The sequence below is a fragment of the Flavobacterium sp. B330r genome, assembly GCF_056824325.1.
The window spans coordinates 5,253,334-5,272,576 of the sequence record NZ_CP124860.1 but is presented as its reverse complement, the minus strand read 5'-3'; the positions used below and the strand labels follow the sequence as shown (position 1 = coordinate 5,272,576).

Sequence of the window (19,243 nt, the reverse complement as noted above, 5' to 3'; positions counted from 1 at the left end):
AATTAAACACTTGTTTAATATTTAAAAAAAATCCATCGGTTGTCATCTAACCTTTATCGATTATATCGGGCTCTTCGTCTATTTGAAAATTTTTGCATGTTATATTTTAGTTCTTTTGTTGTCATATAATAGATAATTACACATTTTTCAAGATGAATAAGCAATCATTTTTAAGCATTCTTGCAGCATCACTTATTATCGCTTCTTGCGGTAAAAATGACAAATCGGCACAAGCCGGAGGAGCTCCGCAGATTAAAGAATATAAGACTGTTACATTACAGCCAGAATCAGCTACGTTAAACAGCGATTTTCCGGCTAGTATACAAGGACAGCAAAATATAGAAATCCGCCCAAGAGTTGAAGGATACATCGATAAGATTTTTGTTGATGAAGGAGCAGTGGTAAAAGCGGGGCAGCCATTGTTTAAAATCAGTGCTCCAGAATATGAGCAGCAAGTTCGTACTGCAACAGCAAGCATTAAAAGTGCTCAAGCAGAGGTAAGTACAGCAAAATTGGCTGTAAATAAAGTGAAGCCATTGGTTGAAAAAGGAATTATCAGCAAATACGATTTAGAATCGGCTCAATATACTTACGAGTCAGCTTTGGCCTCTTTAGCGCAAGCAAATGCTGCTTTAGTAAATGCTAAAGTTAATTTAGGATATACAACAGTTACAAGTCCAGTAAATGGAGTTGTAGGATCAATTCCTTTCCGTTTAGGAAGTTTGGTAAGTTCTAATACTGCAGAACCTTTAACTACAGTTTCAAGCATTGGTAACGTGTACGCTTATTTTGCAATGAATGAAAAAGCACTGCTAAGTTTTACTAAAGATGCAGGAGGTTCGTTAAATCAAAAAATCAAAAGTATGCCAGCAGTTTCTTTATTGCTTTCTGATGGTTCATTATACGATCAAAAAGGAAATATCGAAACGGTAAACGGATTAATCAATACAGAAACTGGTACGGTAAACGTTAGAGCACGTTTCGCAAATCCAAAAGGAATTATCAGAAGCGGAAGCAGTACAACAGTTCGTATTCCGACGGATGTAAAAGAAGCTTTGATTATTCCTCAAAGTGCCACTTTTGAACTACAAGATAAAATGTTTGCAGTAGTTGTAGGTAAAGACAAGAAAACAAGAAATGCCAATATCACAGTACTTGACAATTCAGCAGGTAATTATTATGTAGTTTCAAGCGGTTTAAATCCTGGAGATGAAATTGTATTAGAAGGAGTAGCCTCATTAAAAGAAGGAACTGAAATTAAACCTAATAATCAAAGCCAAGAAGCAGTTTACGCCGATTTAAAATAAAAAAAATGTTTAAAAAATTTATACAAAGACCCGTACTCTCGACGGTAATATCTATTATTATCGTCATCTTAGGTGTTTTAGGCCTAATTGAGTTACCGATATCGCAATATCCAGATATTGCGCCTCCAACTGTAAACGTTGCAGCTAGCTATACAGGAGCCAATGCTGACGTGGTACTGAAAAGTATCGTTATTCCGTTGGAAGAACAAATTAATGGTGTAGAAAACATGACTTACATGACTTCTACAGCAACCAATGATGGTAATGCTTCTATTAAAGTTTTCTTTAAAGTAGGTACCAATCCAGACTTAGCAGCGGTAAACGTTCAGAACAGGGTTTCTAGAGCAACAAGTTTATTACCAGTAGAGGTAACTCAAGCAGGGGTTACAGTAACCAAAAGTCAGAGTAGTAACTTATTGATTTTCTCTTTATACAGTGATGATAAAGCTTACGATCAGACGTTTCTTCAAAACTATGCAAAGATTAACCTTGTACCGCAAATTCAGCGTGTTGTTGGGGTAGGAGATGTAACCGTTTTTGGTGCAAAAGATTACTCGATGAGAATCTGGCTGAAACCAGATGTAATGCAACAATATAAACTGATTCCAAGTGATATTTCGGCAGCTTTAGCCGAACAAAATATCGAAGCGGCACCAGGTAAATTTGGTGAAAATGGAAATCAGGCATTTCAATATGTAATTAAATATAAAGGACGTTTAACAAGTGCTGAGGAATTTGGAGACATTGTTATAAAATCTGTTGGGAATGGACAGATGCTGAGACTTAAAGATGTGGCTAAAGTAGAATTGGGATCTTTAAGTTATTCGTCAACAATTAAAACAAACGGTGTAGAATCGGCTGCGATGGCAATTAGCCAGACGCCTGGATCTAATGCTCGTGATGTAATTATCAATTCTAAAAAATTGATTGAAGAAGCGGCAAAAAGTTTTCCAAAAGGAATGAAGTACACTATTATGGTGGACGTTAACGAAAACTTGGATGCTTCTATCGAAAAAGTAATTCATACTTTGGTTGAAGCCTTTATATTGGTTTTCATCGTGGTGTTTATTTTCCTTCAAGATTTTAGATCAACTTTAATTCCGGCAATTGCAGTTCCGGTTGCGATTGTGGGAACGTTTTTCTTCCTGAATTTATTCGGATTTACGATCAACTTATTGACGCTTTTTGCGATGGTTCTTGCCATTGGTATTGTGGTCGATGATGCGATTGTCGTCGTCGAGGCCGTTCACGCCAAACTCGATCACGGATATAAATCGGCTAAAAAAGCTACAATTCATGCGATGGACGAAATCTCCGGAGCAATTATTTCGATTACATTGGTAATGGCCGCGGTATTTATTCCGGTAACTTTTATTGGAGGATCTACAGGGGTTTTCTACAAACAGTTTGGTATTACACTGGCCGTTGCGATTATTCTTTCGGCAGTAAATGCCTTGACTTTGAGTCCGGCTTTGTGTGCGCTTTTATTGAAACCGCATGCTGACGATCATAAACATAAAAGTTATTTACAGCGTTTCTATACTTCATTTAACGTGGCGTTCGATAACGTTACCGCTAGATACAAACGTTCAGTAAGTTTCCTTTCTGTAAAAAAATGGATTGCATTAGGTTCTATTATAGTTGCTGGTGCGGCATTGGTTTATATGATGAAAACTACGCCTTCAGCTTTCGTTCCTTCAGAGGATCAGGGAACTGTTTTTGCTAACATTAGTTTGCCGCCATCAGCTTCGATGGAACGTTCAGATATTATTGCAAAAAGAGTAGATAGTATTGCAAAGACAATTCCAGGCGTTAAAAATACACTTCGTATTGTGGGGCAGAACTTTACCGCTGGAGCTGGTAGTGCCTACAGTATGGTTATTGTAAAATTATATCCTTGGGATCAGCGTGATCTTAGCGTTGATGATGTAATCGGACAGCTTTTTGCTAAAACAAGCGGTATTCGTGAGGCAAGTATATTCTTTATTTCGCCTCCAACCATTCAAGGTTTTGGACAAAGTGGTGGATTTGAATTCCAATTGCAGGATAAAGGTGGACACACGACTTCTGAGTTCTATAAAGTGAATAATGAATTCTTAGCTAAATTATCTGAGCGTCCAGAAATTCAATATGCAACAACGCCGTTTAACCCTGGTTTCCCTCAGTATATGATGGATATTAATTTAGCGAAAGCGAAAGATGCGGGAGTTTCTATCAATACGATTCTGTCAACCATGCAAGGTTATTATGGAGGATTGTACGCTTCGAATTTCAACAAATTCGGAAAACAATATCGTGTAATGGTTCAGGCAGCGCCAGAATTTAGAGCGAATACTGAAGGATTGAACAAGATATTCGTTCGTAATAGCGCAGGAAACATGGCGCCAATTACCGAGTTTGTAAAAATGACAAGAGTTTTTGGACCAGAATCTATTTCGAGATTTAACTTATTTACTTCAATCTCGATTACAGGAGCGCCAAAACCAGGTTACAGTTCTGGAGATGCAATTAAAGCAATTCAGGAAGTAGCGGCAGAGAATCTTCCTGCAGGTTATGGTTACGAATTCTCGGGTTTAACGCGTGAGGAATTAGCATCAGGAAGTGAGACGATTTTCATCTTTATTTTATGTTTGGTTTTCGTTTATTTCTTGTTGAGTGCACAGTACGAAAGTTACATTCTGCCATTTGCCGTATTATTATCAATTCCGTTTGGACTGGCAGGAGCCTATTTGTTTTCGATTATTTTCAAATTAAATAGTAATATTTACCTGCAGATTTCCTTAATCATGCTTATCGGACTTCTGGCGAAGAATGGTATTTTGATTGTCGAATTTGCTTTGGACAGAAGGCGTAAAGGATTGCCAGTTGTACAATCTGCAATTGAAGGAGCTGTAGCGCGTTTGCGTCCAATTTTGATGACATCATTTGCCTTTATTTTAGGATTGGTTCCCTTAATGTTTGCTTCTGGAGCTGGAGCTGTTGGTAATAAATCGATTGGTACTGGAGCCGTTGGAGGTATGTTAATTGGAACTATTTTGGGAGTATTTGTTATTCCGGTTCTGTTTATCATTTTCCAAAACTTGCAAGAAAAAATAAGCGGTCCAGCGAAAGATGGTTATGATGATGACGATGACGATGAAGACGAAATTCATTTAATAGAAGCTCACAAAGAGTAAAATTTAATTACAAGAAAAATGACGAATAGTTCAAATAAATATATTCTACTGGTAATAACAGCCGCACTGATTAGTGCGTGCTCTGTTACCAAGAAATACGAACGCCCCACTACTTTAAAAACAGATCAATTGTATCGCGATGAATCTTCTACAGATTCAACTACAATTGCAGATATGCCTTGGAATACCGTTTTTAAAGATGAAAAACTGAATGCTTTAATTCAAAAAGGATTAGAACAGAATCTAAATCTGAAAAATGCAATTGAGAATATTGTTCAGGCAAGAGCTTCTTTACGCCAGAGTAAATTGGCTTATTACCCGTCATTGCAATTGGATGCGAATGTAACGCACAATAAACAATCTCAGGCAGGATTAAACTTTCCAGCAGGAATCAATATTAATACCCTGACTACAACTTATAAATTAGGTGTAAGCAGTTCTTGGGAAATTGATGTCTGGGGAAAATTAAGCAGTTCTAAAAGAGCCGCTTTGGCAACCTATTTAGCTTCTGATGCTGCAAAACAAGCAGTTCAAACGCAGTTGATCGCCGATATTGCCAATAATTACTTCTTGTTATTATCGTATGATGAATCGCTAAGAATTACGGAAGAAACGTTAAAAACCCGTATCGAAAACGTTGAAACGATTAAAGCTTTAAAAGAAGGAGCAATTGTTACAGGTGCAGCGGTTGTTCAGAGTGAAGCCAATCAGCATGCGGCAGAAGTTTTAATTCCAGACTTGAAGCAAAGCATTCGTGAAACCGAAAATGCTCTAAATATTTTACTTGGACAAGGGCCTGGGCCAATTGATAGAGGCGTTTTAGGAACACAGATTATTCCTGAAAAAATTGCAATCGGAATGCCTGCTCAGTTATTGAATAATCGTCCAGATGTCCGTCAAGCGGAATTTAATTTCAGAGTTGCTTTTGAATCGACTAATTTGGCTAAAACGTATTTTTATCCAAGTCTGACGCTTACCGCAAGCACAGGATTTTCAAATTTAGAATTGAATGATTTCTTCAGCCATTCTATTTTTTATTCGATTATTGGAGGATTAACACAGCCTTTATTCAATAATGGCTTAAATAAAATGAGATTGACTACAGCGCAGTCACAACAATTACAAGCATACAATAATTTCCAGCAAAGTCTTTTAGTAGCAGGTCAGGAAGTTTCAAATGCCTTGTATGCGTATCAAATGGCTGTTGAAAAAGAAGATTCTAGAGCGAAACAAATTGCAGCTTTAGAAAAAGCAGTAGACTTTACGCAAGAACTTTTAGAATATAGTTCTGCAACTAACTATACAGATGTATTAACATCACAGCAAAATCTTTTAGCAGCGCAATTAAGCGGAGTTAATGATAATCTTCAAAAATTGCAAGCTGTTATTAATTTGTACAGAGCGTTGGGTGGTGGTTGGAAATAATTGTTTATAATGATAAAAAACGTCTCAATTTTTTGAGACGTTTTTTTGAAATGTATATCGTTTAAAAAGCACTCTTCGTCGATTACTTTAGTAATTTTGTATAATGAATGCTTAACACGCAAATTTTTGGCATTACTTTCGATTATTATCTATTAAGATTAACATTTAAATTCTAAAGACATGAAAAAGTTAGTATTCGCCTCAGTGCTTTTTATGAGTGCATTTTTTGCTCAAGCACAGGTATCTGTAAATGTAAACATCGGAACACCGCCTAATTGGGGGCCACAAGGTTATGACGACAGCAGGTATTATTACCTACCAGACATTGATGTATATTATGATGTAAATCAGAGCGTATTTATTTACGATAATGGCGGAAAATGGATGCGCGAAAAAAGACTTCCGTCAAGATATAGAAGTTATGATTTATATTCAGGATACAAAGTAGTTTTGACTGATTACAGAGGAGATTCTCCTTATTACTATCACACAAAACATAGAGCCGAATATCCGAAAGGTTACCACGGAAAACCTCAAAAAAATAGAGGAGAAAAACCAAAAGGCAACAACGGAAATCATTACGGAAATGATAAAGACAATAAAGGAAAAAACAAAGGAAATAATAACTCCAAACAAAAGTCAGACAAGAACCACGATCACGGTAATGGCAAAAACCATTAATAAACATGACTAAAAGAAAACGCCTCCAATGGGAGGCGTTTTTGATTTTATACCATAAGGAAATAAAATATATCGTTTATATATTTTAGATATAGCCCGCGGTTTCAACCGCGGGAAAAGTATTGTGTGTTTTGTTGCTTCTCCGGTGCTATAAATATGTCGCTCCTCTGGAGCTTTTTCCTTGTGCAGGGATTATTTATTTGCTATAAATATTTCGCTCCTCCGGAGCTTTATTTGGATGTATGTTTTATTTACACCAAACAAAAAACCTCCAGCTAAAGCTGGAGGCAATTGATATTTTAAAAATAAAAATTCGTGTTAATTCGTGCAATTGCTTCGCCTGTTCGCTATCGCTCGGGTAGTGGCTATAAAAAAATCCTTTTTAACCCCAATAATCTGTGGCAAAAAAAAACTATTCAGAAACTGCTTTCACCTTATGTCCAAAAGCCCCAAAAGAAAGAATAATCAAGAAACAGACTAATGGGATAATATATCCTGATTGAATATCGTCATGATTCATGTCGATTAAAGTTCCCATTCCGTACGGAATAATGGCACCTCCAACGATCGACATTACCAACCAAGAAGAACCTGTTTCTGTATTCGATTTTAAGCCTTTAATTCCTAAAGAGAAAATCGTAGGGAACATAATTGACATAAAGAACCCAATTCCTCCAAGAGCATAAATAACTACAATTCCAGAACCGTAAATCGCTACTAGGCATAGTAAAACGCTCATTACGCAGTAGATTGACAATAAAACGTAATCTTTTACGAAACGTAAAAAGAATGTTCCAATAAAACGTCCCGCCATAAAAAGGAAACCATAGATTCCTAAGTAATATCCAGCCGTTTTTTCGTCTAACCCAGCACCTTGCTGTGCGATACGAATAAAGAAACTTGTGATACAAACCTGAGCACCCACATAAAAAAATTGAGCCGCAACTCCCCAGCTTAAATGTCTGAATTTTAAAACAGAGAAAAAACCTGGTTTAATTTCAGCTTCTGTATGAGTAGCTTTCATTGAAGGCAGTTGTACAAAGTAAAATATTATAGCAACCAAAACCAAAATGCTTCCCAAAACGATGTATGGCATTTTTACAGAAGCCGCTTCGCCTAATAAATAGGCCGCTTTTTCAGCCTCAGGCATTGCTGCCATTTGTTCTGGCGTATGATTGGTTCCTGAAAGAATAAACAACGAACCTACAATAGGAGCAACCATGGCTGCCAATCCGTTGAAAGAAGCTGCTAAATTTAGTCTTTTAGAAGAAGATTCTGCTGGCCCTAAAATCGCCGCATAAGGATTTGCGCTAGTTTCTAAAATGGTTAATCCACAGCCAATTACGAATAGAGCGAATAAAAATAATTCGTAAGTTCTGGTATTAGCGGCAGGAACAAATAAAAAGGCTCCAACAGCAAAAACTAACAATCCTGTAATAATACTGTTTTTATAGCCAAACCTTTTAATCAGCATTCCCGCTGGAATCGCCATAATAAAATAAGCAAAAAATACGGAGGTATCAATTAGAGTAGATTGGCGATTGTTTAATTCGCACGCTTTTTTCAAGTGTGGAATCAAAACAGAATCTAAATTGTGGGCCATTCCCCAAAGAAAAAATAGGCATGTAACGAGAATAAAAGGCAAAAGGTACTGATTTCCTTTTCCGCCTTCTGTCGGCACTTCGTGTTGATCGCCGGCTTGGTTTGTAATTTGCATTTAGATAGTTTTTTAGTTATTTTTTTATAGGTGCTAAGGTTCTGAGGTGCTGAGATTCTAAGTTTTTTTCTTTTGCCACGAAGGCACTAAGACTCAAAGTATTTTTATTTTTTCTTTGCGTCTTTGCGAGATTATTTTTAAGCAGTCTTTTTTTAGTCTCGCAAAGACGCAAAGTCGCAAAGTATTTAAAAACTTAGCACCTTAGAATCTTAGTGTCTTAGGACCTTTTCTTCACAAGCAATAGATGATCGCATACCAAAACGACTTCACCGCGCTGGTTAATGATTTCTACATGTTCTGTTACAGTTCCCATTTCTGGATTTTTGGCTTCTCCTTTTTCAGAAATCGTAATTTCAGAATGGATGGTGTCGCCGATATGAACAGGTTTTACAAATCGCATTTTGTCGTAACCTCTAGAAAAAGCTTCGGGGTTTATTTCTGAAGCTGTTAGTCCGATTCCGATGGCAAAAACCATGGTTCCGTGTGCAATTCTTTGTCCGAATGGTTGTGTTTTGCACCATTCTTCGTCCATGTGGTGCGGGAAGAAATCTCCCGTGTGTCCGGCGTGAACTACGAAGTCAGTTTCTGTTATTGTTCTGCCTAAAGTTATTCGTTTGTCGTCGATTTGATAATCTTCGAAAAAAGTCGATTTAAAATACATATTATAGATATTTTTTGTCGGCCTTACTTTAAAAATACGTTTGTTTTGAAGAAGGCTTAAATTTATTTTTTTTGGTTTTGAAATATAGTGTTTTAATTACACTTCATCAAAAGAAATGCCGCCATTTTTACTGCTTACATAACAAGCTTCTACAACCTTCATTGTGCCTAAAACATCCTGAACACTTGCAGATAATGTTGAGTCAGAACCTTCTTTGTAACGCATCAGATTGGACATTGCACCAATAAAAGCTTCTGGAAACCAAGAACCTTCCAGTTTTACTTCAGTCCATTCGTATTCATTTTCGTTATCTTTTTTTGGCAGCGCGTACTCAAAAACGTCCGGTAAACCGTCAGGATAGTTCATTAACAAGCCCATTTTTGCTTTAACAGCGCCCTTTGTTCCTTCCCATTTGATGTAGCTTTCTTCGTGTTTTGGACCAAAATGATGATCATGATTCGTATTAATCACAACATGTTTATCTTCGCCATAATCTAAAATAATAGTAGATCGGCTTGAAGATAATTTTTTAAGCGGATGTTTGGCTGTTTTTGCCATTACGCTTTTAGGATTTCCCAGAAAAGATCGAATGCAGTCAATATAATGCACACTGTGAAAAAGAATCTCCAATCTTGGGTGTTCTTTAATTAAAGGAAACAATTCCCAAGGGGTATTTACGGTAACTTTGAATTCTAAATCGTATAATTCGCCAATAATTCCCTGATCGATTAAATATCTTGCAGCGCTTACAAAAGAAGCAAAACGCAGTTGGAAGTTGATGGCAGCAACCAGATTTTTTCTTTCACATACTTCTACAATTTCGCGTGCCTGAGCCAAATCATTTCCCATTGGTTTCTGAATCAAAACCGCAGCGCCGTCAGGCAATTGTTCTAAAATTTCGATGTATTGATCAGGTAAAACGGTAATATCGTAAACAGCATTTGAAGGCGCATTTTTAACTGCGTCGGCAACACTTTCAAAAACATGATCGATTTTGAATTGTTTCTGTAAATCGTATGCCTTTGAGATGGTTCTATTGGTAATACCAAAAACTTTAAAACCAGCCATTTCGTAAGCAGGAAGATGTGCATCTTTTACAATACCGCTCGCTCCAATAATCACAATGGGCTGTTCTGTTTGGGGAAGTAAAGGTTTATAGGGAATATTCATTTGTTCTATATTTTGAAATTAAGCCTGTCAAGTTTAATTTTTGACAGAGCCGTGTAATGTTGTTCCTTGACTTAATTCTCTAATTTTTTTCTGAGTTTCCTCTAAAAGTATTGCCGATGAAATATCGGTTTCAATAGCTTTTAAAACTGCGCCGTCAACAAGTTCAGCAACTTTTGGCCAGATTGGCGTTTGAGGCAGTGTCAATGCATTTTCATGAAGCATTTCCAGTTTATGATAAAACGGAATTAAAGTATTAATTTCTGCATCTTTCCAAGTTGATTTTCTACATCCGATTCCGCCTTCTGTGGTCAATAATTTGTCACTTTCTGGCGTTGTGGCAAAACGTAAAAAATCATAAGCCAATTTTTTATGTTTGCTTCCAGAACCAATGGTATACAGCCAATATACATTTAAAGAAGCCGTTTTATGACCAGGATCGGATGGGAGAGAAGTGATATCGATTTTTCCTTTGACTTTCGATTCTTCTATAACTTCTGCCATAGAAGCAAATCCGAACCAGTTGATAGCCATTGCCGCTTGTCCTTCGGCGAAAGCCAAACCTGCTTCAACCGAACCAAATTCTCTCGATTTTGGATGAACCGCATTTTTGTCATTGACCATTTTTCGATAAAAATCCAATGCTTTTATCGCTGCTTCATTATGAATGTCAATCTGATTTTTTTTGTTTAATAAAGAACCGCCGCGTGTCCATAATTGCAGACAGAAGTCGAAAACCATATTGTGTCCGTCGGGATAATTGGCAAAAACAGCACCGTATAAATTTTGTTCGGGACGATTAAAAAATGTGGCTATTTCTGCGAATTCCTGCCATGTTTTTGGTGTAGCAAGTTGGTAACCAAACTGTTTTTTAAAATTCTCTTTTTCTGTTTCGTTTTCGAATAAATCTTTTCGGTAAATCAGACATTCCGGCCCGTCGTGAAATGGAAGTCCGAAAATGCCGTTACTTAGTTTCTGCAAATGCAAAAGCGATTTATGCCATCCGAAAGGATAATTTTCTGGTGGATTTTCTCCAATTAACGAAAACAAATTAAGAACCGCATTCTCGTTTGTAGCATCAAAAATCCAATCGGTATTGATATGAGCGATATCCCATTTTCCTTCTTTTAAACCTTTATCTGAAATTGTGGTTTCATATAAATCATGAAGTTCCAATGCAACCATTTCCGCTTCCATTTTTATATTGTTTTGAAGTGAAAATGCATCCCATAATTTTCGAAGTGTACTTTCGAAAGGATCGAATTTACGAACGGCGATTCTAATTTTTTCCATTAACAGTCTATAAATTCTTTAATAATTTTCTCGTTGTCTTGACCCAGTTTCGGCGAACCTTTTCCAGAAGTCAGATATTCACCGTCAATTTTTATCGGACAGCGTGTAGTTTTATACGTATAACCGTCAAGCATTTCGACTTGCTGCGTAAAATTTAAAACCTTAAATCCATCTTCAGCAAATAGCTGCTGATAGTTTAAAACTCCTGCACACCAAATGTCTGCGGGCTCTAAAATATCTAACCAAAACTGTGTTTCCTGCGTTTGCAAATGATCCGCAAGAATATTTTTGATTTCGTCTCTAAGTGTAAATTTATTTTCAGGAAAAGCCAATAAAGCATCACATTTTAGCAGAGAAGCCAAAACAGGAATTGATCCCATTGCAAGCGCTAAATAACCGTTTTTGGTTTTGTAAATTCCGTATGGCGCGCCCAAATAGGCGTGTGCGTTATTGGTTTTGGTTCGAATAGGCAATTCACCTCCGTCATTAAAGAAAGTAGTAATCGTTTCAAACTGAAAATCAAATGCCGATTCTAGCATACTGACTTGTAATTGTGCGCCAATATTATGAGTTGCTTTTCTATATAAAGCGGCCAAAATTCCCTGTGCTAAATGCGCTCCCGCAAGCATATCCACAATTGATAATCCCATTGGAACTGGACCATCTTCTTGATTGCCGCTTAACCAAGTTAGTGCCGTTAAAGATTGTAAAAGCAAATCTTGTCCCGGCAAATCTTTCAAATCGGGATGTTGTCCAAAACCTGAAATAGATCCATAAATCACATTTGGATTAATGCTTTTTACGTCATCATAACTCAAACCAATGCGTTCCATCACGCCGGGTCTGAAATTATGCATCACAACATCAGCTTTGGCTAATAATTTTTTTAGTTTTTGAAGCTCTTCTGTTTGTTTAAAATCAATAGCAAAAGATTCTTTGTTTCTGTTGATGGTATGAAAAACTGACGATTCGCCATTCATAATCAAATCAGAAGTATATAAAGTACGGCAGATATCTCCCGTTCCCGGTTTTTCAATTTTTATCACGCGCGCTCCCAAATCGGCCAGACGCAAACTCGCTGACGGCCCCGAAAGAAACTGACTGAAATCTACAATTAAATAATCTTCTAATGGTTTCATTTTTTTTGTTTAACCGTTTAATCGGTTATGTGTTTAATCGTTTTTATTCAACAATTAAAAATCTAATTTGATCTGCTAAAATCTTTTTAAATCTGCGTGAAATACTTTTAGCGCATAGATTTTTTCATGCAGATTTGTGCAGATTAAAGCAGATTTGCACAGATTTTGATTTAAGCTGTTGCGTATCATTTAACTTGAATAAACTCTTTGTGTATGCTTAAATTATCTTGTCCTACTTTTGGTGCTGCTTTTTCGCTTAACAGAATTTCTCCATCCAATTGTATTGGACTTCTGGTTGTTACCAAAGTTTCGCCGTCAGTATTTTTTACGGTTTGTTTCAATTGTAATTCATTTACAAAAGATTGACTATCTAATTCTTCGTAATTGAACACTTTTCCGCACCAAATCCCTTCTTTCTGCAGGATTTCGATCCAATAATCAGAATTTTGGGTTTGAATTCTTTCGCTTAAAATTGTTCTGATTTCATCGCGTTTTTCAAACCAAAGATGTTTATCAGCGAAAGCGTTTAAATCCAATCCTAATATTTTTCCAATAAAAAGTAAATCACCCATGGCAAGAGACAAATAACCATCCTGCGTTTGATAAACTCCATAAGGAGCACTCAGAAAAGCATGTGCACTTCCTTTAATATCGCCGCGTTCAGGTAATTGGCCTCCATCATTTAAGAAAGAAGTAATCGCTTCAAATTGTACATCGAGAATAGATTCTAGCAAACTCACTTCTACCAAAACTCCTTTTTTGGTTTTAGCTCTTTTTAGAAGTGCTGCTAAGATTCCTTGTACAAAATGATTCCCGCACATTAAATCGGCTACAGCCAATCCAAACGGAACTGGGCCTTGACTTTTGCGTCCGCTTAACCAGCTTAATCCAGAAAGCGATTGTAACAATAAATCTTGTCCCGGTTTTTTTGCCCACGGACCTTCATTTCCGTAACCTGTAATGGTTCCGTAAATAATCTGTGGATTTATAGAAAGCGTATTTTCAAAATCTAAACCGATTTTTTCCATCACTCCGGGTCTGAAATTATGCGTCATAATATCCGCCTTTTCGATTAGTTTTTTGATTAAAACTAAATCGTCAGGATTTTTTAAATCGGCTGCAAAAGATTCTTTATTTCGGTTTATCGTATGAAAAAGCAAACTGCTATCGTCTACAAATAAATCTTTGATGCTCAATTGTCTGCAAGCTTCACCTTTTACAGGACGCTCGATTTTGATGACGCGTGCGCCCAAATCAGCCAATTTTAAACCAGCTGAAGGTCCTGCCAAAAACTGGCAGAATTCCAGAACAACTAATCCTTCTAAAGGTCTCATACGGTTTGGATTTTTAGAGATTCCGCGTAAAGCGAATTCATTTCTTCCAATACTTTTAATTCGTCTCCGCCATTCATCAAATAATTGCGAACCACATCTCCAGCATGATCTTGGAAATACATATGTCCGTAATATCTCGGACGAAGGAAAGCGCGTTCTAAAGCAGGAAGTGTATTTTTGAAATAATCGTGAGTTACACCATTAATTCGCTCACTTTTCCAAGCTTGTAAATGTCCTGGCTGACCGCCATTATCGGTATAAATATTCTGTTGAACTTGAGATGAACAAGTAAATTCAGCATATTTTATAGCAGTATCAATATGTTCGCTGAATGAAGAAACCGCTAATCCAGTTCCTCCCAAAGAAGAAATCATCGGATTATCATTCAATTTTACCAAATCATAAAAATGTAAAAGGTTTTGGCTGTAGCCAATGCGAGAATAATTAGAATAGCCATAAGCGAACGGACAATAGGCAATTTCGTCTGAATTCACCATTGCTTCGTAAACTTGAATTGGATTACGGTTGAAGTTAGCTGGATCAATTAATTGTGCTAATTCTCTAAACATTTGAAGCGCTTTGATTCCTGTGGTTTCGGAAATCACTTTTTCTTCCGAAAGAAAAGGAGCTTCACCCAAACTGCAGCAAAACATATAAAAACTCATTAAAACATCTACCGGAATTCCAGCAAAAGCGACTAAACCCTTTTTCGCTAAAGCCAATAAATCATCATAAGTTTTAGGAACTTCTAAATTGTTTTTTTTTAAAAGATCCAATCGGGCAGAGGCAACCGGAGTTGCGGCATCGATTGGCAACGCCCATAATTTATCGTGAAAAACATAACTTCCGTACGATTTTCCAACAGTATTATTTTCTTGATCTTTAATATATTCGTTTGACAAATAATCAGATAACGGAAGAATCGCCTTGGTCTGTGCTCCAAAACCTGTCCAAGGATGATCAATTACCAGTAAATCAAATCTTTTGGCTAAGTCTTCAATAGAAGCATCTGCAAACTCTTGTAAACTTCTTTTCTCCCAAGAAATTTCAACATCAGGATGTAGTTCTGTAAAACGCTGTGATGTGGCAACCATAGGAAGCAAACCTCTTGTATGATTCCAAGTTATGCCTTTTAATTTTATCATTTTTATATAGGAATTTTGGGTAATGAAATCGTTTGAAATAATAAATGTAAAAAATACAATTACAAAAGTAGAAATAAGATTTAAATGCACAAGAAATCCTTTATTTATTAAAGAATCTTTTTGTAGAAAAGGACAATTAGTGATATAATTTTTACAAACCGTCTAAAAAATGTTATAAAAATTTAAAGTTTAGTCATTTTCATTAATGGAAAATAAAATATATCTCGGATATTAATTTTTAAAAAGTATTTTTGTAATTGTATTTTTTACATTTATTAATTTTGTTTTGTTCTTTTGAAGAATTTTTAATTTATAAATGAAGAATTACCATGAAATATAAACTAACAATTAAAAATATACGATTATGAAATTAATACGTTTTGGAGAAATCGGAAAAGAAAAACCTGGAGTTTTAATTGGAGAAAAGAGATATGATGTTTCTTCGATTGTAACCGATTTTAACGAAAGTTTCTTTGAAGAAAACGGATTAGAAAAATTACAAAAAGCATTAGAAAGCAATCCAACTTTACCAGAAGTAGATGCTTCAGTACGTTTGGGTTCGCCAGTGGCAAGGCCTTCAAAAATTATCTGTATTGGCTTAAATTATGTCGATCATTGTAAAGAAACAAATGCTCCGATTCCGACAGAACCGATTATTTTCTTTAAATCGACAACTTCTTTGTGCGGGCCAGATGATGATTTGATTATTCCAAAGAATAGTGAAAAAACAGATTGGGAAGTTGAATTGGCTTTTATAGTTGGAAAAAAAGCAAGTTACGTTGAAGAAGCAGAGGCTTTAGATTATGTTGCTGGTTATGCTTTATTAAACGATTATAGCGAAAGAGCTTTTCAGCTGGAGCGCGGCGGACAATGGGCAAAAGGAAAAGGAAGTGACACTTTTGCGCCTCTTGGACCATTTTTGGCTACAAAAGATGAGATCGCAGATGTAGACAATTTAAAGATGTGGCTAACGGTAAACGGTAAAAAATACCAAGATAGCAATACCTTAAATTTAGTTTTCAAAATTCCTTATTTAGTACATTATTTAAGTCAGTTTATGACTTTGCTTCCGGGTGATATTATCAGTACTGGAACGCCTCCGGGTGTTGGTTTAGGAATAAAACCAGATCCGATTTACATTAAAGCGGGCGATGTTGTTGAATTAGGAATTGAAGGTTTAGGAACAAGCAAACAGAAAGCTGTAGCATATCAAAAAAATTAAGAAAGTAAAAATGAAATATATAGTTTGCGAAAAACCGCAGGAATTTCTACTAAAAGAAACCAGTATTCCAGAACCAAAAGAAGGGGAAGTTTTATTGAAAATCAAAAGAATCGGAATCTGCGGAACTGATATTCACGCTTTTGGCGGAACTCAGCCTTATTTTGAATATCCAAGAATTTTAGGTCACGAATTGGCAGCAGAATATGTAAAAGGAAATGCTGAAGGTTTCAAGCCGGGAGATAAAGTGACTTTTATTCCGTATTTCAACTGCGGAAAATGTGTTGCGTGCCGAAACGGATTGACAAACTGCTGTGTAAATATCAAAGTTTTCGGAGTTCATATTGATGGCGGAATGGCTGAATATGTGTCGATCCCAGAACAATATTTACTGCACGGTCAAGGTTTAGATTATGATGAACTGGCTTTGGTTGAACCGTTAGCAATTGCAGCGCACGGAGTTAGAAGAGCAGCAGTAAAACCAACTGATACCGTTTTGGTAATGGGAGCAGGACCAATCGGAATTGGCTTAATTCAGTTTGCTAAAATTGCAGGAGCAAAAGTAATTGTAATGGATATCAATGATTACAGATTAAACTTCTGTAAAACAGAATTAAATGCAGACGAAACGATTAATCCGTTAAACGATGATGTTGCTCAAAAATTAGCTGAATTGACAAACGGCGATATGGCAAACGTGGTTATTGATGCAACAGGAAACCAAAAAGTAATGAACAGCGCTTTTAATTATATTTCGCATGGCGGAAGATTTGTTTTGGTTGGACTGCAAAAAGGCGAATTAAGTTTCAGCCATCCTGATTTCCATAAAAGAGAATCGACTTTAATGAGCAGTAGAAATGCAACGATCGAAGATTTCGAATATGTAATGAAATGTTTGAAAGAAGGAAAAATCGATCCGAAAAAATACATCACACACAGAACAAGTTTTTCTGAAATGATTACTGATTTTGGTAACTTAATTGATCCAAAAAATAATGTGATCAAAGCATTAATTGAAATAGACTAAAAGTATATTGTAAAGTACTATTTGTCATTTCGACGAAGGAGAAATCTTCGTAAGAAACTCAACAAAGATTGGCGAATTTCTTGATGGAGCTACTCGTGGAGATTTCTCCTTCGTCGAAATGACAAAAATGCTGCAAAAATATTGAACACATAGAAACATAGATTTTTTGTTTAAAAAAAAGAGAATAAAAAAGAAACTAGTTTCTTAACACATAGCTATGTGTGTTAATGCAAGTGAAACGCCTTTGAGCGGTTTTAAAAACTATGTTTCTATGTGTTTAAAAATAAATCTTAATACCCACAAAAATGGATTTAAACTTAAAAAATAAAATAGTTGTCGTTTCTGGTTCGGCTGGAAAAGAAGGCAGTATCGGAGAAACAATCGTAAATAGATTGGCAGATGAAGGCGCAATCCCGGTTTTAGTTGACAGAAACGCAAGAGGTTTCGAATACGTGGAAAGACTTCAAAAAAGAGGCGTTAATTCTTTATTTGTACAGACTGATGTAACTGATCCTGTTGCAATAGAAAACGCTGTAAAAGTAATTGGAGCTAAGTACAGAAGAATCGATGCCATCATAAATAATGTCGGCGTTAATGACGGCGCAGGATTAGATTCAAGCTACGAAGATTTTATGAATTCTTTGAAATTGAATGTAGTGAGTTATTTTCTTTTGGCTAAATATTCACTTCCGTACTTAAAAGAATCAAAAGGAAATATCTTAAATATTGGTTCAAAAGTGGCTTTAACTGGTCAAGGCGGGACTTCGGGTTACGCTGCTGCGAAAGGCGGCGTTTTGGGCTTAACTAGAGAATGGGCAGTAGATTTGATTCAGTACGGAATTCGTTCAAATGCGATTATTATTGCCGAAAGTTATACGCCAGCCTACGAAGATTGGATTAAAACATTGCCAGATGGCGAAACTGTTTTGAATAAAATCAATAAAAGTATTCCTTTAGAAAGTCGTATGACTAAAACAGAAGAAATTGCAGATACAGCACTTTTTGTCATTTCAGAAAAATCATCGCATACTACTGGACAATTTGTTTTTGTGGATGGAGGTTACGTACATTTAGACCGCGCTTTAATCAGCGATGTTAACTAAGAAATTATGAGTAAAAGAATAGATTCCCATCAGCATTTTTGGAAGTTTGATCCCGTTCGAGACGGCTGGATCGACGAAACTATGCAGAATATCCAAAGAGATTTCCTTCCAGAAGATTTACAGCCATTATTAAGCGACAATAAGTTTGAAGGCTGTGTTGCTGTTCAAGCAAGTCAGTCTGAGGAAGAAACTCAATTTTTATTGGATTTAGCATCTCAAAATGATTTCATAAAAGGTGTTGTCGGTTGGATAGATTTACGAAATGAGAATATCGAAGAACGTTTGGAATTCTTTTCAGATCAAAAAAAGCTGAAAGGTTTTAGACACGTCGTTCAAGGCGAAGCGGATGATTTTATGTATGGAATGGAATTCAGAAATGGAATTTCAGCTTTAAAACCTTTCAATTATACTTACGATATATTGATTTTTGAACGTCAATTACCAGCTGCAATAAGCTTGGTAAAAGATTTTCCAGACCAAAAATTTGTAATCGATCATATTGCCAAACCAGATATTAAATCAGAAACTATTTATACTTGGAAAAGTGGCATTGAAGAAATTGCAAAATACGACAATGTCTGGTGTAAAATCTCAGGAATGGTCACAGAAGCCGATTGGAAAAACTGGAAACCAGAAGATTTGAAACCGTATTTGGATGTTATTTTTGAAAATTTTTCGATTGATAAATTGATGTATGGTTCTGACTGGCCAGTTCTAAATGTAGCTTCTGATTACAATGAAGTCGTAAAAACTTTGGAAGATTATATTTCGAAGTTTTCTGTTGAAGATCAGAATAAGATTTGGTTTGAGAATGCGAACGAATTTTATAAACTAAACAGCTAGTTTTTT

The 19,243-nt window shown here is 36.1% G+C and carries 15 protein-coding genes; 8 read left to right on the top strand and 7 right to left on the bottom strand.

The window, feature by feature from the left end:
* Positions 1-152 precede the first annotated feature (152 nt).
* The 4 genes from QLQ95_RS23145 to QLQ95_RS23130 all read left to right on the top strand — a co-directional run bounded on the left by QLQ95_RS23145 (position 153) and on the right by QLQ95_RS23130 (position 6,589).
* Complete coding sequence (locus QLQ95_RS23145; RefSeq protein WP_095930716.1) at positions 153-1,307, top strand: efflux RND transporter periplasmic adaptor subunit; 1,155 nt, start codon at positions 153-155, stop codon at positions 1,305-1,307.
* Between the two features lie 5 nt (positions 1,308-1,312).
* Entirely contained in the window at positions 1,313-4,483 is a 3,171-nt protein-coding gene (locus tag QLQ95_RS23140; protein WP_095930715.1) for an efflux RND transporter permease subunit, read from the top strand.
* Between the two features lie 18 nt (positions 4,484-4,501).
* The gene (locus tag QLQ95_RS23135; protein WP_482501907.1) at positions 4,502-5,908 is read left to right on the top strand and encodes an efflux transporter outer membrane subunit; all 1,407 of its coding nucleotides are present in this window, start codon (positions 4,502-4,504) and stop codon (positions 5,906-5,908) included.
* Positions 5,909-6,088: 180 nt separating this feature from the next.
* A complete protein-coding gene (locus QLQ95_RS23130) occupies positions 6,089-6,589 on the top strand; it encodes a hypothetical protein (protein ID WP_095930713.1) in 501 nt (166 codons plus the stop codon).
* A 412-nt stretch (positions 6,590-7,001) separates the two neighbouring features.
* Here the strand turns inward: QLQ95_RS23130 and fucP are convergent, their stop codons facing one another.
* The 7 genes from fucP to QLQ95_RS23095 form a co-directional block, all read right to left on the bottom strand.
* Positions 7,002-8,306 carry an L-fucose:H+ symporter permease gene (fucP, locus tag QLQ95_RS23125; protein WP_320493785.1) on the bottom strand — a complete coding sequence of 435 codons (1,305 nt, stop codon included), beginning with the start codon at positions 8,304-8,306 and terminating at the stop codon, positions 7,002-7,004.
* Positions 8,307-8,523: 217 nt separating this feature from the next.
* The gene (locus tag QLQ95_RS23120; protein WP_482501906.1) at positions 8,524-8,967 is read right to left on the bottom strand and encodes a MaoC/PaaZ C-terminal domain-containing protein; all 444 of its coding nucleotides are present in this window, start codon (positions 8,965-8,967) and stop codon (positions 8,524-8,526) included.
* 96 nt (positions 8,968-9,063) lie between these two features.
* The gene (locus tag QLQ95_RS23115) at positions 9,064-10,137 is read right to left on the bottom strand and encodes a Gfo/Idh/MocA family protein (RefSeq protein WP_482501905.1); all 1,074 of its coding nucleotides are present in this window, start codon (positions 10,135-10,137) and stop codon (positions 9,064-9,066) included.
* Between the two features lie 33 nt (positions 10,138-10,170).
* Entirely contained in the window at positions 10,171-11,427 is a 1,257-nt protein-coding gene (locus QLQ95_RS23110) for an extracellular solute-binding protein (protein ID WP_482501904.1), read from the bottom strand.
* Complete coding sequence (locus QLQ95_RS23105) at positions 11,427-12,566, bottom strand: CaiB/BaiF CoA transferase family protein (RefSeq protein ID WP_482501903.1); 1,140 nt, start codon at positions 12,564-12,566, stop codon at positions 11,427-11,429. Before QLQ95_RS23105 ends, QLQ95_RS23110 begins: the two co-directional genes overlap by 1 nt.
* A gap of 185 nt (positions 12,567-12,751) precedes the next feature.
* A complete protein-coding gene (locus tag QLQ95_RS23100) occupies positions 12,752-13,900 on the bottom strand; it encodes a CaiB/BaiF CoA transferase family protein (protein WP_095930706.1) in 1,149 nt (382 codons plus the stop codon).
* A complete protein-coding gene (locus QLQ95_RS23095) occupies positions 13,897-15,045 on the bottom strand; it encodes an ABC transporter substrate-binding protein (protein WP_428238494.1) in 1,149 nt (382 codons plus the stop codon). Before QLQ95_RS23095 ends, QLQ95_RS23100 begins: the two co-directional genes overlap by 4 nt.
* A gap of 364 nt (positions 15,046-15,409) precedes the next feature.
* Between QLQ95_RS23095 and QLQ95_RS23090 the strand changes: the two genes are divergently transcribed.
* The 4 genes from QLQ95_RS23090 (at position 15,410) to QLQ95_RS23075 (ending at position 19,237) form a co-directional block, all read left to right on the top strand.
* Entirely contained in the window at positions 15,410-16,267 is an 858-nt protein-coding gene (locus QLQ95_RS23090) for a fumarylacetoacetate hydrolase family protein (protein WP_482501902.1), read from the top strand.
* Positions 16,268-16,277: 10 nt separating this feature from the next.
* Complete coding sequence (locus QLQ95_RS23085; protein ID WP_482501901.1) at positions 16,278-17,291, top strand: zinc-binding alcohol dehydrogenase family protein; 1,014 nt, start codon at positions 16,278-16,280, stop codon at positions 17,289-17,291.
* 305 nt (positions 17,292-17,596) lie between these two features.
* The gene (locus QLQ95_RS23080; protein WP_482501900.1) at positions 17,597-18,394 is read left to right on the top strand and encodes an SDR family oxidoreductase; all 798 of its coding nucleotides are present in this window, start codon (positions 17,597-17,599) and stop codon (positions 18,392-18,394) included.
* Positions 18,395-18,400: 6 nt separating this feature from the next.
* Positions 18,401-19,237, top strand: coding sequence for an amidohydrolase family protein (locus QLQ95_RS23075; protein ID WP_482501899.1), 837 nt, complete (start codon positions 18,401-18,403; stop codon positions 19,235-19,237).
* Positions 19,238-19,243 lie beyond the last annotated feature (6 nt).

What these genes read in the sequence shown, in the direction of transcription:
- QLQ95_RS23075 (WP_482501899.1), top strand. Translation starts at nt 18,401, where the DNA reads ATGAGTAAAAGAATAGATTCCCATCAGCATTTTTGGAAGTTTGATCCC.
- QLQ95_RS23090 (WP_482501902.1), top strand. Translation starts at nt 15,410, where the DNA reads ATGAAATTAATACGTTTTGGAGAAATCGGAAAAGAAAAACCTGGAGTT.
- QLQ95_RS23135 (WP_482501907.1), top strand. Translation starts at nt 4,502, where the DNA reads ATGACGAATAGTTCAAATAAATATATTCTACTGGTAATAACAGCCGCA.
- QLQ95_RS23100 (WP_095930706.1), bottom strand. Translation starts at nt 13,900, where the DNA reads ATGAGACCTTTAGAAGGATTAGTTGTTCTGGAATTCTGCCAGTTTTTG.
- QLQ95_RS23140 (WP_095930715.1), top strand. Translation starts at nt 1,313, where the DNA reads ATGTTTAAAAAATTTATACAAAGACCCGTACTCTCGACGGTAATATCT.
- QLQ95_RS23145 (WP_095930716.1), top strand. Translation starts at nt 153, where the DNA reads ATGAATAAGCAATCATTTTTAAGCATTCTTGCAGCATCACTTATTATC.
- QLQ95_RS23120 (WP_482501906.1), bottom strand. Translation starts at nt 8,967, where the DNA reads ATGTATTTTAAATCGACTTTTTTCGAAGATTATCAAATCGACGACAAA.
- fucP (WP_320493785.1), bottom strand. Translation starts at nt 8,306, where the DNA reads ATGCAAATTACAAACCAAGCCGGCGATCAACACGAAGTGCCGACAGAA.
- QLQ95_RS23115 (WP_482501905.1), bottom strand. Translation starts at nt 10,137, where the DNA reads ATGAATATTCCCTATAAACCTTTACTTCCCCAAACAGAACAGCCCATT.
- QLQ95_RS23105 (WP_482501903.1), bottom strand. Translation starts at nt 12,566, where the DNA reads ATGAAACCATTAGAAGATTATTTAATTGTAGATTTCAGTCAGTTTCTT.
- QLQ95_RS23080 (WP_482501900.1), top strand. Translation starts at nt 17,597, where the DNA reads ATGGATTTAAACTTAAAAAATAAAATAGTTGTCGTTTCTGGTTCGGCT.
- QLQ95_RS23110 (WP_482501904.1), bottom strand. Translation starts at nt 11,427, where the DNA reads ATGGAAAAAATTAGAATCGCCGTTCGTAAATTCGATCCTTTCGAAAGT.
- QLQ95_RS23130 (WP_095930713.1), top strand. Translation starts at nt 6,089, where the DNA reads ATGAAAAAGTTAGTATTCGCCTCAGTGCTTTTTATGAGTGCATTTTTT.
- QLQ95_RS23095 (WP_428238494.1), bottom strand. Translation starts at nt 15,045, where the DNA reads ATGATAAAATTAAAAGGCATAACTTGGAATCATACAAGAGGTTTGCTT.
- QLQ95_RS23085 (WP_482501901.1), top strand. Translation starts at nt 16,278, where the DNA reads ATGAAATATATAGTTTGCGAAAAACCGCAGGAATTTCTACTAAAAGAA.